The sequence below is a fragment of the Nonomuraea sp. NPDC004186 genome, assembly GCF_053603495.1.
Map to the genome: position 1 here is coordinate 190,514 of NZ_JBSGFQ010000002.1, position 15,356 is coordinate 205,869.

Genomic DNA, 15,356 nt, shown 5'->3' on the forward strand with positions numbered 1-15,356 from the left:
GTCGGACCTCGCCTTGGTCACCTTCCACGCACAACCTGGCCGCCTCACCGCTTGGGGCGGCCGTACGACATCCGCCGGAGGAACACCTCCGCCGGGCCCCGGTGGCCGACGGCGCGCAGCCACTCGGCCAGCACGATCGACAGCAGCCAGACCCCGACGGCGATCCCGAAGGTGACGGCGAAGCTCACGCCGTCTCGCAGGCCCAGCGTGAACGGGTAGAAGAGCACCACCCAGACCACGGCTTGGAACAGGTAGAACGTCAACGACCGCTGCCCCAGCGCCGCCAGGGCCGTGGTGAGCCGGCCACGCCGGACCTTGACCGCGACGAGCCCGATGGCGGCGGCCATGCCGATGCCGCCCGCGTACCCGGTCAGGTCATGCGCCACGGCGACCGCCCAGCTGAAGGGGACCGAGGTGGGGGTCCACACGCCGGCCGCGAGCAGCGCCGCGGGCAGCCTGCCCGCCACTGCCACGCCGATGAGCACCACGGTGACGCGGCGCAGCAGCGGCAGGTGCCGCTCGGGCTCGTCGAGGAACCGGCGCCTGGCGGCCCAGATGCCCAGCATCATGCCCGGCACCACCATGACGGTGGAGATCGCGGTCTCCACCGGCCAGGACGGAATGGCGGCGACGAGGTGCGCGGCGAACGTGGGCTCCATGAACTCCGCCATGGCCACCGGCTTCGCCTGGGCCACCACGCTCTGCCAGGCCAGCAGGAGGGTCGCGGGGACGAGCGTCAGCAGGCCCGTCCACCACAGCACCGAATCCCGCGCTCGCACAAGGGGAGCGAGCACCAGCAGGGTCAGCCCGTACACCGCGATGATGTCGATGGGCACGAGCACCACCGTGTTCAGGAAGCCGATGACGATCAGCCAGAGCGCCCGGCGTCGCAGCAGGCTCCGGATCGAGGCCCAGTCGCCGCCCCTGGCCTGCCGGCTGTGGGCTAACTGCCCGAGCCCGTAGCCGAACAGGAACACGAACATGTCGCGGGCCTGGTTGTCGGCGAGCAGCGACTTGATGAACTTCGCCGCGGTGTCAAGCGCGGCGGGCCCAGCGTCCCAGTCGCCGACGAACGCCGGCGCGTGTGACAGGGCGATCAGCAGCAGCATGAAGCCGCGTGCCAGATCCGGCGCCAGCGCTCTCGCTGTCACGCCGGTGGGCGCCGTGAGGGTCATGTCGGTTTCCTTCCGGTTCGGCGTGCCGGGCCGCTGCTGCGGGCCTGACGGTGCTGCTACGTCCTGCGGGGCCACGGCTCGCCGGGAGCCGCTTCGACGGAGATCTGGCGCGAGCAACGGCGCTGGGCGTTCGACCGGCTGCTGCGCTCGACCGTCAGCGGCGTCAGCGGCCCCACGCTCGCGACCGGTCACGACGTCGGCACAGGCTTCCCCGGCCCAGCACCCGCATGACGATGGGCTTTTCATCATCCCGCCATTCGCGATAGTACGCGTTCATTCGAAGCAAAAAGCTACGTTGCGTTTAAGTTCTTGTCAATCAGGCATGCGCCGAGAACTCGCTATTCATGCAGCTAGATGGGGATAATAATTGCAATGGACCTGAAGCTGAATGCAACTCTCAAGCTTGCCTCTATTGCAATGGGGTGCGATCGAAGGCAATACTGGATCGCCAGAGCACAGGGACAGGACCACCAGGAGGCGAGCGCCGATGCCGGGAGGCAGGTTGACCCAACAGGACCGCCGGGACATCGCCGCAGGCCTGGCGAACGGGCTCGGCTACGCCGAGATCGCCCGGCGCCTGTCCAGGCCGACCTCCACCGTCAGCCGGGAGGTCAGCCGCAACGGCGGTCCCGGAGCGTACCGGGCCGAGCGGGCGCACCAAGCGACCGAACGACGTGCCCGCCGCCGCCGGCAGACCCCGCGATCAGCGCCCCCGGCCGCCAACAGCGCGTACGGCCGCGACCCCGAGGAGATGCGCGAATTCGCGGAGCGTCTCGTCGAGACCCTGGTGCAGACGGGTGTGCAGCGGATGGCATCGAGGGTCCTGGCCTGCCTATACATCACCGACACCGGCGCGCTCACGGCCAAGGACCTCGCCCAGCGCCTCCAGGTCAGCCCCGCCTCGATCTCCACCGCCGTCGCCTACCTGGAGGAACAGGAGCTGATCAGGCGCGACCGCGACCCGCGGAGCCGTCGCGAGTTGTACAGCGTCGACAACGCTCTTTGGTACCGGTCGTTTCTGGCGAGTGCGCAGCGAAACTTCTTGCTGGCCGAGACCGCCCGCGACGGGGCACGCATCCTGGGCGCCACGACCCCGGCCGGAGCGCGCTGTGAATTCGTGGGCGAATTCCTTCGACGTACCGGCGAGGACATACTCCAGACGGCCGAACGCTGGCAGCACCTTTTGATCCCACCAGCACGCGAAAACCCTGAGTAATTCAACGCGATCCGTCGACGCGGCGACACCGCCACGGTCGCCGATGCAGCGGGTGGACGCGGTCACGTCATGCGCCATCCGCACGAACTCGACGCCGGGCGTTGACGACGGCGCCTGAGAGCCTGAGCTCGGCCTGGATGAGGCTGCCCGATTCGGGTTGCCGTCGCCATCGCCTGACCTGCGGCAAGCAACCGCTCACCCGCTCACATGGGGCCGATGCGAGGGGCAGCTCCGGCCCGCGATGGCGACCGGCGCAAGGGCGCTTCAGCCGGTACAGCGGCAGGCGGTACGAAAACACTCAACGAGGCGGCGGGCAAATCAACACGACGTTCTTTCCAGGATGGTCACGTCTTTCAGCAGCTTGCCGCGGAAGAAGTCAGAAGGGGAAATCTGGTCTCCCTTCGCAATTTTTTCCATGGGAATGGTCACATCGCCCGTAGTGACGAAGTCCATGAAGGACTGGGCGATGGCCGTTACCGGGATTTTCACGCAGGCTTTCGGCAGGGTGTCGGCGGTGGCGGCCGGGCCTGAGAGCAGAGCGGCGCCGATGGCGGTCGCGGTCAGAGCGTGCTTGTACATGTTGCTTCCTTCGTAGCTGACGAGAAGATCAAATTCGTGCTGTCGCCGATGAGGCGCCGACGCCCATCGCACCCGCGCCCGCGTCTCAACGAGGGGACCCCCAGCGCTTGCGCGCACGCCCCGGGCGGACCGCGGGCAAACGCGAGCACCCACCCAGCCAGGGGGGCGAGGGAGCGAGAGCGCCCTTCACGCACGTGTCGCGGTCAGCAGGCGAGGGCGCGGGAGCGTGCTTCACGTACGCGCCACGGCCAAGAGGCGGGCCCGCGCGAGCACGTCGGCGATCGTGCGTACGCCGACGAGGGTTTCGCGGGGCATCGGGCCCCACGTGTCCTCCATGGCGACGTGGAGTTCGGCGAGGTCCAGGCTGTCGGCCTCCAGGTCCTCGCGGAGCCGCGCGTCCAGCGTGACCCGGCTCGGGTGGACCTTCAGGATGCTGACGCAGCGGTCGCGCACCACGGTCAAGATCTCCTCGTCGCTCACACCGGGCCCTTTCCTCGTAGCGGTCTTGTCACTTAGCGTGGCCGGTCGCCCGATAAATGGGCACTCGTGACGCGGAACCCGCCGTTAAGGAGTTGATCAAGTTTCGAGGGTCGCGACGGGCGCCCGCGGGGCCGCGTACCTATCCTGAGCAGCACCTGATCTTGAGGGGGGATGGGCGTGGCCGCGCAGTCCGAGCCGTACCCGAGGCGGTACGCCCACGTGGCCGGGGTGGCGGTGCACCTGCCTGAGGAGAGCCTGACCACGCCGGAGCTGGAAAAGCTACTGGCCGCCCGTAATCCGGGCACGCACATCCCCCTCGGCGTCATCGAGCAAGCCAGCGGCGTGGTGCGGCGGCACGTGGCCGCTCCCGGTCAGACGGCCGCCGGGATGGCCGCGGCCGCCGCCCGCACTCTGCTCGAGCAGACCGGGCATGTCCCGCCCGTCATAGACCTGATCATCTATGCGGGGGTGACCGTCGACGCCGTCGAGCCCGCCACCGCGCACATGGTGGCCGCCGAGTTGGGGGCGAGCTGCCCGGTATTCGATGTACGCAATGCATGCAACAGCGTTCTGAACGCGGTCGAGCTGGCCGACACGCTCATCACGGCCGGCCGCTACCGTACGGTCCTCATCGTGTGCGGGGAGGTCGCCACTCCGGCCATCCGCTGGCAGGTCGAGTCGGACGCCGACTTCGTCGCCGCCGGGCCCTCCTACACCGTCTCCGACTCGGGGACGGCCCTGCTGCTGGAGGCCAGTGCGGTGCCCGGGGTGCTGGGGCACCGGTTCTGCGCCAGCTCGGCACACTGGGACGCCGCCGTCCTGCCGGTCACGCGTTCCATCTCGGCCGGTTACCAGGTGGGCGCGTTCACCGTGGACCCCGTGGGGCTGGCCGTCGGGGTGCACAAGCTCGACCGGTCCGTGCTGCGGGCGCCGCTGGCCGAGCGCGGGCTCGACTGGGACGACATGGCGGCGATCTGCGTGCATCAGGCGTCCCTGTCGTCCTTGCACACCTTCTGCGAGGCGGCCGGGATCCCGCTGGGGAAGGTGGTGGTGACCATCGCCGAGCACGGCAATCTCGTCGCCTCCACGATCCCCGTGCAGTTGCACCAGGCGGTCCAGTCGGGCCAGGTGCAGCGGGGCGATCTGGTCGCGCTCGTGGGGGTGGCCAGCGGGGTCAGCGCAGGGACCGTGCTGCTGCGCTGGTGACGGCCTCCAAGGCTCCCGGCATCGAGGGGCTGGAGGTTCTCGGGAAATGGTGACCGGCGTCGAAGGGCTGGGGTTCCCGGGAGACGGTGACCGACAGTGAAGGGCTGGAGGTTCTCGGCGGACGGTGAGCGGCGCTGAAGGGTGGCGGGTGCCGGTGTGGCGGGGTTGAGGGTGGGGGGTGAACGGCCGCGACACTACGGAGTTGCCGCGCTACCTTTCGTGACAATGCGTGCGATGATCGTTTCCATGTGGGACATGCGATCCAGCGGAGGTCCGGTGCGCGCCCGGGTCGCCGTCATCGGCATGGGCGTGCGTACCCCAGCGGGCGCCCATCCCCAGGAGCTGTGGGACACCCTGCTGGCCGGCCGGTCGACGGCGCGTACGATCACCTCGTTCGATGCCGAGGGCCTGCCGGTGGACTTCGCCTGCCAGGTGCCCGACCTCGACCTGGACGGCTATGTGAAGCCCAGGGACGCCCGCCGGATGGACCGGGTCACGCGGCTGGCGTTCTGCGCCGCGACCGATGCCCTGGCCGATGCGGGCCGGACGGCGGCGGCGCCCGAGCGCCGGGCCGTCGTGACCGGGACCGGGTACGGCGGGGTCGCCACCCAGGAGCTCGCCTTCGGCACCCTGGACGAGCGCGGACGCGCCTGGCCGGGCCCCCTGCACATCCCCATGAGCATGCACAACGCCTCCGCCGCCGAGATCAGCATCCGGCACGCGTTCCTCGGTCCGAGCATGTCGGTGGCGACCGCGTGCGCCTCCGGCAGCCACGCCATAGGTGAGGGCATGCGGCTGGTCCGCGACGGGACGGCCGATGTGGTGCTGGCGGGCGGCATGGAGGCGGGGGTGCAGGCCAGCGCGCTGGTGGGGTTCGGGCGGGTGGGGGCGCTGTCGCGCCGCGCGTCGGAGCCCGAACGCGCCAGCCGCCCCTTCGACGCCGATCGCGACGGGTTCGTGCTGGGTGAGGGAGCGGCGTTCCTCGTGCTGGAACGGCTGGAGGCCGCGCTGCGCCGGGGCGCCCACGTGTACGCCGAGCTGAGCGGGTACGGCCGGACGTCCGACGGCCATCACCTCACGGCCCCCGACCCCGAGGGCGGCGGCGCGTACCGCTGCATGCGTCACGCGCTGGCCGACGCCGGGGTCGCGGCGGCCGACGTCGTCCACGTCAACGCGCACGCCACCTCCACCCGCCTCAACGACGAGATCGAGGCGCGGGCCATCGCGCGGCTGTTCGGCGAGTACGCGGTGCCCGTCACGGGGAGCAAGAGCGTGATCGGCCACGCCCTGGGGGCCTCGGGCGCCATCGAGGCCGTGATCAGCGTGCTGACCCTGATCGAGCGCACCATCCACCCCACCGCGAACCTCGACCACCGGGACCCGGCCTGCCCCGTCGACGTCGTGACCGCGCCGCGCCCCGTCGTTCCCGGGCCGGTGCTGTCCAACTCGTTCGCCTTCGGGGGGCACAACGCGACCCTCGTCTTCACCCCGTTCCGGGAGGACCGATGAAACTGGCGGGCACGACCGCCCTGGTCACGGGCGCCAGCGGCGGCATCGGCCAGGCCACGGCCCGCGCGCTCGCGCGGCACGGCGTGCACCTGGTCCTGACCGGCCGCGACGCCGGCGTGCTGGAGACGCTGGCCACGGAGGTGGGCGGGCGTGCCGTCCCCGCCGACCTGACGGGCCGCAAAGCCATCGCGAAGATGATGAAGCAGGCCGGACCGGTCGACATCCTGGTGGCCAACGCCGGGGTCATCGCTCCCGCGCGGATGACCGATCACGACCTCGACGAGATCGACCACTACCTGGAGCTCAACCTGCGCGTGCCGCTCGTGATGGCCCGCCTGGCCGCCGAGCGGATGGTGGCCAACGGGCGCGGCCACCTGGTGTTCATGAGCTCGATCGGCGGGAAGATGGCGCATCCGCATCTAGCCGTGTACAACGCGACCAAGCATGGCCTGCGGGGGTTCGGGCATGCGGCCAGGATGGACCTGGCACCCTACGGCGTCGGCGTCTCCGTCATCTGCCCCGGGCTGGTGCGCGACGCCGGGATGCTCACCCGTACCTCGCTGACCGTGCCCCCATGGATGACGCGCAGCCCGCTGCACGTGGCGCGGGCGGTGTGCCGGGCCATCCTGACCGACGCCGCCGAGATCGACGTCGCGCCGCTGCCCGTCCGCGTAGCGGCTGGGCTGGCGAGCGTGTGGCCCGGGGCCGGGGCGCGGGTGCAGCGCCTCATGGGAGTCGAGGGGTACGCCCGCGCCGCCGCCGGCCGCGGCTTCCTGTGACCGGTTGACATCAAGCAAGGTTGAGGTTGCAGGCTCGGAAGACGAGTTGACCGCTGTCTCCGGGAGTGCGCCATGCATGCCGTCGTCCTGCACACCTTCGGCCCCGCCGAGAACCTCCGCTACGAGAGCGTGCCCGACCCCGAGCCGGGGCCCGGCCAGGTTCGCATCGCCGTCAAGGCGGCCGGGGTGCACCTGATCGAGACGACGATGCGGTCAGGGGCGACCGGTGGCATGACGCCGCCGCTGCCGGAGCTCCCGGCGATCTTCGGCGGCGAGGTGGCCGGACGCGTGGACCAGGTGGGTCCCGGGGTGGATCCGTCCTGGATCGGGCGCGATGTGGTGACCTCGTACGGCCGCCCCGGCGGCTACGCGGAGCTGGCGGTCGCGGACGTGACGTCCGTGCACCCGATCACCTCCGCCTACGAGACGGCCGTGGCCATGGTCGTCACCGGGGTGACGGCGCTGCAGTTCCTGGACGTGGCCAAGCTGACCGCTGACGACGTCGTGCTGGTGACCTCGGCGGCCGGCGGCATCGGGCGCCTGATCGTCCAGTACGCGCGCGGCCTCGGCGCCAGGGTGGTCGGCGCGGCGGGCGGGGCCGCGAAGGTGGCGGCCGTACGCGACCTCGGGGCAGACCTCGCCGTCGACTACGACCAGCCGGGCTGGGAGGAGACCGTCGCCAGGGAGCTGGGCGGCCGCGCGGTCACCGCCCTGCTCGACGGGGTCGGCGGCGACAGGGCGCGGGCCGCGTTCGGGCTGCTGGCCGACGGCGGCCGCTACGTCACCATCGGCAACGCCTCCCGGCAGGACTTCCAGCCGGACCCCCGGACGGTGGAGGAGCGCGGCCTCACCGTGACCAACGCCCTGATGCTGCTGCTCGGCGAGCCGAACACGCGGCCGGACTACGAGGTCAGGGCGCTGGCGGCGCTCGCCGACGGCACGCTGACCCCTGCCGTGCAGACGTTCCCGCTCGCGGAGGCGGCGGCCGCCCACGCCGCGCTCGAAAGCAGGCGTACGACGGGCAAGGTCGTGCTCATCCCCTAGCCGCGAATCCCCTGAGCCGCGAATCCCCTAAGCCGCGATTGCCTTGGCCGCGATGGCGTACTGCGGGTTCTCGGGGCGGTAGGACGAGCCGACGACGGTGAACCCGGCCTCGGCCAGCCGCGCCTCCAGGTCGGCGGGGGTGAACGGCAGGAAGTCGATGGTGTGCCGGTGGTGGCTGAGCGTGCCGTCGGGGTGCTCCTGGACGAACAGGATCTCGGCCAGGCACGGCTCGCCGAAGCTCTCGGGGAAGGTCCAGACGTAGACGCAGGTGGACCGTACGCCGTCCCGCTCGCGCACCCGGTCACCGACCACGATCCGCCGGCGCTCGCGATAGAGCAGCTCCCAGTTGCGGGAGTCGACGATCAGCGTGCCGGTCGGGGACAGCACCTGCCGCATCCCCGACAGCGCCGCCACCATGGCCTCGCGCGACCCCGTGTGGACGAGGGAGTTGCCCAGGCACAGCACCAGCTCGTACGGCCCGGTCACGGCGGCGGGCAGGTCCTCCCACCGGGAGGTGAGCAGCTCCACGCCGGCGGGCACGCGGCGGCGCGCCTCCGCGACCATCTGCGGGCTGCCGTCGGTGGCGGTCACCCGGAACCCGGCGTGCGCCAGCGCCATGGCGTCCGCCCCGATGCCGCAGGCGCAGTCGAGCACGGGGGCGCCCGGCGGCAGGGCGTCGACCACGGCTTGGATGAACTCCCGGCTGGAGACGGACGTTCCGCCGATCACGCCCGGGGCATTCACGATCTCGTCGGCGAAGATCCAGTGGTAGTCGACGGCCAGGTCACGGTAGTAGTCCGACACGAAGCGAGCCTCGCACGATCATCGGAGCAGGTCCACCCAATAAAGTGGCCAGGCGATGGACACCTTACGAGCTCCCCGCCTGATGTCCGGCGATCGCGTCCGGGTCGTCTCCCCCGCCTCCCCGCCCAACCCCGACCTGGTCGCCGCCGGAGTCGAACTCCTCACCTCGTGGGGCCTCCGGGTCGAGCTGGCCGAGCACGCCTTCGACCAGTGGGGCTACATGGCGGGCCACGACGAGGAGCGCGCCGCCGACCTGAACGACGCCTTCCGGGATCCGGGCGTACGGGCCGTGTTCGCTACGAGGGGCGGCAAGGGCGCGTACCGGATCGTGGACGACCTGGACTTCGACGCGCTCGCGCGGGACCCCAAACCCGTGATCGGCTTCAGCGACATCACCCACCTCCACCTGGCCGTGTGGCGGCACTGCCGCCTGGCCGGCCTGCACGGCCCCTTCGTCAACTGGAACGCGTCCGTCACGGGACCGGCGTCGGCCGAGGCGCTGCGCCGCGCGCTGATGACCACCGACCCCGTCACCGTCCATCGCGACCCGTCCGAGGTCACCGCGCAGGTCGGCGCGGCGGGCACCGCCACGGGCACGCTGATCGGCGGCAACCTGAGCGCGGTCCGCACGCAGGTCGGCGCCGGGCTGCCCAGCCTGGAGGGAGCGATCCTCTTCCTGGAGGACAACCGCGGCACCGGTCTGGGCGAGGTCGACCGCTCCCTGACGCAGCTGTCCCGCTCGGGAGCGCTCGACGGCGTACGGGGCATCGCGCTCGGGCAGTTCCGGGGGTTCGAGCAGGACGACGGGGACCCGACGCTGGGCGGCTGGGGCGTCGTGGACGTGCTGCGCGACCACCTCGACCGGCTCGGCGTCCCGATCCTCGGCGGCCTGCCGGCCGGGCACGGCGACAACCCGCCGACCATCCCCATCGGCACGGAGGCCGCGATCGACACGGCCGCGGGCACCCTGACCGTGCAGGCCGCCGTCAGGTGATCCGCGTTAAGCGATGAAGAATCTCTTCGCAAAGATCTCGCTTACGAAGGAAAATGTTGAGACGCTGATCTGCACCAGGTGCCCCCAGCCCCAAGGAGTGGTTCATGCGCCGCCTATTGGCGATCTCCGCGGTCGCCGCGCTGCCCTTAACTTCTGGCATCGTTCCAGCTCACGCCCAGGATCCCGCTGATCGGCAGCAGGCCTTCGCGGCCGCCGCGCAGGAGTTCAAGGTCCCCGAGAGCGTCCTGCTCGGCGTGTCCTACCTGGAGTCGCGGTGGGAGGCCCATGCCGGGCAGCCGTCCAATGACGCCGGGTTCGGGCCCATGCATCTCACCGACGCCGCCGCGTACACCGCCTCCAACCATCACAGCGACGGCGAGGAGGATGCCCGGGGCGACGAGAACCGGCCCCTGCCCGCGCCGGAACCCCAGCAGTCCTCCGTAGCGGTCCCCGCCTCCCTCCGCACCATGGAGAAGGCCGCGCAGCTCACCGGCGAGACCCACGAGCGGCTGCGTACGGACGACGCCGCCAACATCCGGGGCGGCGCCGCGCTGCTCGCCGACTACCAGAAGGCGCTCGGCGCGCCGCTGAGCGACAACCCCGGCGAGTGGTACGGCGCCGTCGCCAAGTACTCCGGAGCCCAGGAGGACGGGGCGGCGAAGTTCTTCGCCGACGAGGTGTTCGCGACGATCAAGGACGGCGAAGCGCGCACCACGGACGACGGGCAGCGGGTCGCGCTCCCGGCCGTGCCGGACCTGGAGAAGATCGAGAAGTGGCTGGAGAAGCTCGGTCTGCGCCCGTCCAGGAAGGACGGCGTGGAGTGCCCGATCACCGTCTCCTGCGAGTGGATCCCGGCCGCCTACCAGGAGCTGCCCCCGGACGACTACGGGCACTACGACCTGGCCAACCGGCCGTTCAGCCAGAAGATCGAATACATCATCATCCATGACATGGAGGGATACTTCGACTCCTCCATCCGCCTGAACCAGGACCCGAAGTACGGCGCCAGCTGGCAGTACTCGGTGCGCTCCAGCGACGGCCACATCGCCCAGCACATCAAGGGCAAGGACGTCGCCTGGCAGGCCGGCAACTGGTACGTCAACGCCAAGTCCATCGGCATCGAGCACGAGGGCTTCCTGGCCGAGGGCAGCACCTGGTACACCGAGGCGATGTACCGCTCGAGCGCCCGGCTGGTCCGCTACCTGGCGTTCAGGTACGGTATCCCGCTCGACCGCGCCCACATCCTGGGCCACGACAACGTCCCCGGCACGCTGCCCACGACCGTGAAGCAGATGCACGAGGACCCGGGCCCGTTCTGGGACTGGGCGCACTACTTCCAGCTGATGGGCGCCCCGTTGCACCGGTTCGGCGGGCCCAACTCCGGCTCGGTCATGATCAAGCCGGACTTCGCGACGAACAAGCCGTACTTCTACGGGTGTGACCGCAAGAACCCGGAGAACGCCTGCCCGCCGCTCCCGGCGAGCACGGTCTGGCTGCGCACCGAGCCGAGGGCGGACGCGCCGCTGGTCAAGGACATCGGCAAGCACCCCACGGGCGGGTCCCTCTACAGCGTGTACGACCACAGCGCCCGCGCCACCACCGGCCAGCGCTTCGCCGTGGCCGAGCGCCAGGGCGACTGGACGGCCATCTGGTACCTGGGTCAGAAGGCGTGGTTCCTCAACCCGGCGAGCGCGCCGACCGCCGTCCCGTCGGCCGGCCTCGTGGTCACCCCGAAGCCGGGCAAGGCCACCGTCCCGGTGTTCGGCAGGGCCTACCCGGAGCAGGAGGCGTACCCGGCGGACATCCCGTACCAGGCGGTGACCCCGCTGCAGTACACGTTCTCGGCAGGCGAGAAGTACACGCTCGCCGGGGCGGCGCCCGCGGAGTACTACCGGGCGGTCACCTTCACCATGGACCAGGACCACAAGGTGGTCCGGGGCAAGACGAAGTACCTGCAGATCCAGTTCGGCCACCGCGTCATGTTCGTCAAGGCTGACGACGTGCAGGTGACGTTCTCCGGGTGAACTCCTTGACGGCGCGCCTGGTGCTCGCGAGCGCCTCCTGAGAGGAGTCGTACGTGCGCTGGGCGACGCCGACGAACACGCAGTCGACGACGAGGAGCTGGCTGATCCGGCTGGCCAGGGCGCCGGGACGGAACTCCGTCTCGCGCCCGGCGGAGATCAGCACGTGTTCGGCCAGCTCCGCGATGGACGAGCGCGGGTTGTTCGTGATCGCGACCGTGGTGGCCCCGGCCTCCTTGGCCCGGGTCAGCGGCTCGATCACGTCGGGCGTCTCCCCCGACGTGCTGATGCCGATCGCGACGTCGCCCTCCCTGAGCAGCACCGCGCTGGTCAGCGCCAGGTGCGCGTCCTGGAAGGCGTGGCTGGACAGCCCGATGCGCAGCAGCTTCTGCGCGACGTCCTCGGCCACCAGCCCGGAGGCGCCCACGCCGTACGCGTCGATCCGCCGGGCACCCACGATGGCGTCCACGACCAGGCCCAGCCGCTCGGAGGTCAGCTGGGCCACGGTGTCGTTGATCGCCTCCGACTCGGCCCGCGCGACCTTCTGGATGACCTCCGACAACGGGTCGTCCGGCGCCAGGTCGCCGGGCACGAGCCGGTCGGGCTGCGCGGCGGCAGCGGCTAAGGCCAGCCGGAGCTGCGGATATCCCGCGAACCCGAGCAGCCTCGCCGTGCGCACGATCGTGGCCTCGCTGGTGCCCGAGGCGGCGGAGAGCTCCGTGATGGTGCTCCTGGCCACCGTCGCGGGGTCCTCCAGGATGAGCCGGGCGACGGTCTGCGCGGCCGGCGTCAAGGACGGCAGCACACCGCGGACCGTGGCCACCAGAGTGTCGGCCCGCATGCCGTTCCCGCTGTCGTCCACGTCCTGATTATGCCGTCCGTTTAACGCGATATGCCGTTCGTGGGTGCCCCTGATTAACGCAATGTGCCATTTGTCATGCCCACGGGCTCCTCCGGCACGGCGATCAGGCCGAGCTCGGCGGGGGTGGCCACGAGTGGGTGGAAAGGAACGACGCGCACGGTATATCCGAACGCTCCCGTCCGGTCGAGCGGCACCGTGCCCGTGTAGTGGGCCCGGCCATCGTCGCCCACCGACGCGACGGTCAGCTTCGCGTACGTCGGACGCATCAGCTCGTCGTGCGGCCCGACCTTGCCGTAGACGGCCTCGACCAGCACGTCGTCAGGCTCCAGGTCGCCGAGCGCGATCGTGGCGTGCAGCTCGATGGAGGCGCCCACCTCCGGCGTGTCCCCCACGCCCGAGGCCTCGACATGCTCGACGCGCACCCCGGGCCAGGCCCTGGTGACCCGCACCCGCCAGGCCGCGAACGCCTTCGCGGGCGCGTACGAGTCGGCCGACAGCGCGTTGGCCGCGGCGGCGGCCGGGTTGTACAGGTCGACCACGTAGTCGCGCAGCATGCGACCGGCCAGCACCTTGTGGCCCAGCGAGGTGAGCGTGTGCTTGACCATCTCCAGCCAGCGCCGCGGCAGCCCGTCCACGGGACGGTCGTAGAACCGGTCGGACACCTCGTGCTCGATCAGGTCGTAGAGGGCGGCGGCCTCCAGCTCGTCGCGCCGGTCCGGGTCCGTCACGCCGTCGGCGGTCGGGATCGCCCAGCCGTTGGTGCCGTCGTACCACTCGTCCCACCAGCCGTCGCGGATCGACAGGTTGAGCCCGCCGTTCAGCGCGGACTTCATCCCCGAGGTGCCGGACGCCTCCAGGGGGCGCAGCGGGTTGTTCAGCCAGACGTCGCAGCCCTGGGTCATGAGCTGGCCGAGCGCCATGTCGTAGTCGGGCAGGAAGACGATGCGGTGGCGCACGTTCGCCTGATCGGCGAACTTGACGATCTGCTGGATCAGCTTCTTCCCGCCCTCGTCCGCGGGGTGCGCCTTGCCTGCGATCACGATCTGGACCGGCTTTTCCGGGTCGAGCAGCAGCTCGGTGAGCCGCCGGGGATCGCGCAGCATCAGCGTCAGCCGCTTGTAGGACGGCACCCGCCGGGCGAAGCCGATGGTCAGCACGTCGGGGTCGAGCGCGTCGTCGATCCAGCCGAGCTCGGCGTCCGAGGCGCCGCGCTCTCGCCACGACCTGCGCAGGCGCACCCGGGCGCCCTCGACGAGCCGCTGCCGCAGCGTGCCCCTGATCTGCCAGAGGTCGGCGTCGGAGATCTTCTGGATGCCCTCCCAGCCGCGGGCCCGCTCCAGCAGCGAGGGCAGCTCGCGCTCGGCCAGCTCCATGAGCTCCCTGCCGACCCAGGTGGGCGCGTGCACGCCGTTGGTGATCGACCCGATCGGCACCTCGTCCACGTCAAATCCGGGCCAGAGATCCTTGAACATCTCCCGGCTGACCTTGCCGTGCAGCACGGAGACGCCGTTGACCCGCTGGGCCAGCCGCATGCCCATGACGGCCATGTTGAACCGGGTGGGATCGGCCTCGGCGCCCAGTGCCAGGATCCGCTCGACGGGCACGGTCGGCCAGGCGTTCGCGCCGCCGAAGTGGCGCTCGATCATGTCCACGGGGAACCTGTCGATGCCCGCGGGGACGGGCGTGTGCGTGGTGAACACCGTGCCCGCCCGCACCGCCTCCAGCGCCTCGTCGAACGAGAGCCGCGCCTCGGTGAGCTCGCGGATGCGCTCCAGGCCGAGGAAGCCGGCGTGCCCCTCGTTCGTGTGGAACACCTCGGGATCGGCATGTCCGGTGATCTTGCAGTACGCCCTGATGGCGCGTACGCCGCCCACGCCCAGCAGCAGCTCCTGCATGAGCCGGTGGTCGGTGCCCCCGCCGTAGAGGCGGTCGGTGATGTCGCGGGCGGCCGTGTCGTTCTCGGCCACGTCGGAGTCGAGCAGCAGCAGCGGCACCCGTCCGACCTGCGCCACCCACACCTGCGCGTGCAGCTCGCGCTCGCCCGGCAGGGCGAGGCGGATCTTGACCGTCTCGCCGGCGGCGTCCTTCAGCAGGCTGAGCGGCAGGCCGCCCGCGTCGAGCGACGGGTAGTGCTCCAGCTGCCAGCCCTCCGGCGACAGCGACTGCGTGAAGTAGCCGTGGCGGTAGAGCAGGCCGACCGCGAGGATCGGCACGCCCAGGTCGCTGGCGGCTTTGAGGTGGTCTCCGGCCAGGATGCCGAGGCCGCCCGAATACTGCGGGAGGGCGGCGGCGATGCCGTATTCGGGGGAGAAGTACGCGATGGCCCGCGCCCCGTCGGGAAGCGTCTGGTACCAGCGCGGGGAGGTCATGTATTCGCGGAGGTCGTCGGCCGCGTCGGCGAGGCGGCGCAGGAAGCGGCGATCTGCGGCCAGCTCGCTGAGCCGCGCGGGAGTGACGGCGCCGAGCAGGGCCACGGGGTCGTGCCCGACCTGCTCCCAGAGGGCGGCGTCCACCTCCGCGAAGAGGTCCAGCGTCTCCGGGTGCCAGGACCAGCGGAGATTGTGGACGAGCTCGCCGAGGGCGGCCAGCTCCGCGGGCAGGACGGTGCGGACGGTAAACCGGCGGATTGCTCTCACGTTTCTGCACCCTACGGGCTAGGAGGGACCTCTCAGTCCTTCACCCCCAAG

General features: G+C 70.9%; 13 protein-coding genes. 7 read left to right on the forward strand and 6 right to left on the reverse strand.

Annotated elements, in window-relative coordinates:
• Positions 1 to 44: 44 nt before the first annotated feature.
• Positions 45 to 1,175: a DUF418 domain-containing protein gene (locus ACWEPL_RS02505; RefSeq protein WP_452434809.1), complete on the reverse strand. Its 1,131-nt coding sequence runs from the start codon at positions 1,173 to 1,175 to the stop codon at positions 45 to 47.
• 487 nt (positions 1,176 to 1,662) lie between these two features.
• On the opposite strand from ACWEPL_RS02505, the gene ACWEPL_RS02510 reads away from it, so the two are divergent.
• Positions 1,663 to 2,391 carry a helix-turn-helix domain-containing protein gene (locus ACWEPL_RS02510; protein ID WP_452434810.1) on the forward strand — a complete coding sequence of 243 codons (729 nt, stop codon included), beginning with the start codon at positions 1,663 to 1,665 and terminating at the stop codon, positions 2,389 to 2,391.
• Between the two features lie 318 nt (positions 2,392 to 2,709).
• Here ACWEPL_RS02510 and ACWEPL_RS02515 read toward each other — a convergent pair whose 3' ends face one another.
• The gene (locus ACWEPL_RS02515) at positions 2,710 to 2,970 is read right to left on the reverse strand and encodes a hypothetical protein (protein WP_363976312.1); all 261 of its coding nucleotides are present in this window, start codon (positions 2,968 to 2,970) and stop codon (positions 2,710 to 2,712) included.
• 231 nt (positions 2,971 to 3,201) lie between these two features.
• Positions 3,202 to 3,450, reverse strand: coding sequence for an acyl carrier protein (locus ACWEPL_RS02520; protein WP_363976315.1), 249 nt, complete (start codon positions 3,448 to 3,450; stop codon positions 3,202 to 3,204).
• A 177-nt stretch (positions 3,451 to 3,627) separates the two neighbouring features.
• Between ACWEPL_RS02520 and ACWEPL_RS02525 the strand changes: the two genes are divergently transcribed.
• The 4 genes from ACWEPL_RS02525 (at position 3,628) to ACWEPL_RS02540 (ending at position 7,988) form a co-directional block, all read left to right on the forward strand.
• Positions 3,628 to 4,656: a 3-oxoacyl-ACP synthase III family protein gene (locus ACWEPL_RS02525; protein WP_452434813.1), complete on the forward strand. Its 1,029-nt coding sequence runs from the start codon at positions 3,628 to 3,630 to the stop codon at positions 4,654 to 4,656.
• Between the two features lie 234 nt (positions 4,657 to 4,890).
• Entirely contained in the window at positions 4,891 to 6,165 is a 1,275-nt protein-coding gene (locus ACWEPL_RS02530; RefSeq protein WP_452434815.1) for a beta-ketoacyl-[acyl-carrier-protein] synthase family protein, read from the forward strand.
• Entirely contained in the window at positions 6,162 to 6,944 is a 783-nt protein-coding gene (locus ACWEPL_RS02535) for an SDR family NAD(P)-dependent oxidoreductase (protein ID WP_355205390.1), read from the forward strand. Before ACWEPL_RS02530 ends, ACWEPL_RS02535 begins: the two co-directional genes overlap by 4 nt.
• A 72-nt stretch (positions 6,945 to 7,016) precedes the next feature.
• Positions 7,017 to 7,988 carry a zinc-binding dehydrogenase gene (locus tag ACWEPL_RS02540; protein ID WP_452434817.1) on the forward strand — a complete coding sequence of 324 codons (972 nt, stop codon included), beginning with the start codon at positions 7,017 to 7,019 and terminating at the stop codon, positions 7,986 to 7,988.
• Positions 7,989 to 8,015: 27 nt separating this feature from the next.
• Here the strand turns inward: ACWEPL_RS02540 and ACWEPL_RS02545 are convergent, their stop codons facing one another.
• Positions 8,016 to 8,792 carry a class I SAM-dependent methyltransferase gene (locus tag ACWEPL_RS02545; RefSeq protein ID WP_452434819.1) on the reverse strand — a complete coding sequence of 259 codons (777 nt, stop codon included), beginning with the start codon at positions 8,790 to 8,792 and terminating at the stop codon, positions 8,016 to 8,018.
• 55 nt (positions 8,793 to 8,847) lie between these two features.
• Here ACWEPL_RS02545 and ACWEPL_RS02550 point away from each other — a divergent pair, with 55 nt between their 5' ends.
• Positions 8,848 to 9,786, forward strand: a complete 939-nt coding sequence (locus ACWEPL_RS02550; RefSeq protein ID WP_452434820.1) for a S66 peptidase family protein — start codon at positions 8,848 to 8,850, stop codon at positions 9,784 to 9,786.
• A gap of 254 nt (positions 9,787 to 10,040) precedes the next feature.
• Positions 10,041 to 11,810, forward strand: a complete 1,770-nt coding sequence (locus ACWEPL_RS02555) for an N-acetylmuramoyl-L-alanine amidase (protein ID WP_363976333.1) — start codon at positions 10,041 to 10,043, stop codon at positions 11,808 to 11,810.
• Here ACWEPL_RS02555 and ACWEPL_RS02560 read toward each other — a convergent pair.
• The gene (locus ACWEPL_RS02560; protein WP_350729495.1) at positions 11,773 to 12,669 is read right to left on the reverse strand and encodes a MurR/RpiR family transcriptional regulator; all 897 of its coding nucleotides are present in this window, start codon (positions 12,667 to 12,669) and stop codon (positions 11,773 to 11,775) included. The genes ACWEPL_RS02555 and ACWEPL_RS02560 overlap by 38 nt on opposite strands.
• Positions 12,670 to 12,722: 53 nt before the next feature.
• Positions 12,723 to 15,305 carry an alpha-glucan family phosphorylase gene (gene glgP / locus ACWEPL_RS02565; RefSeq protein ID WP_363976337.1) on the reverse strand — a complete coding sequence of 861 codons (2,583 nt, stop codon included), beginning with the start codon at positions 15,303 to 15,305 and terminating at the stop codon, positions 12,723 to 12,725.
• Positions 15,306 to 15,356: the final 51 nt, after the last annotated feature.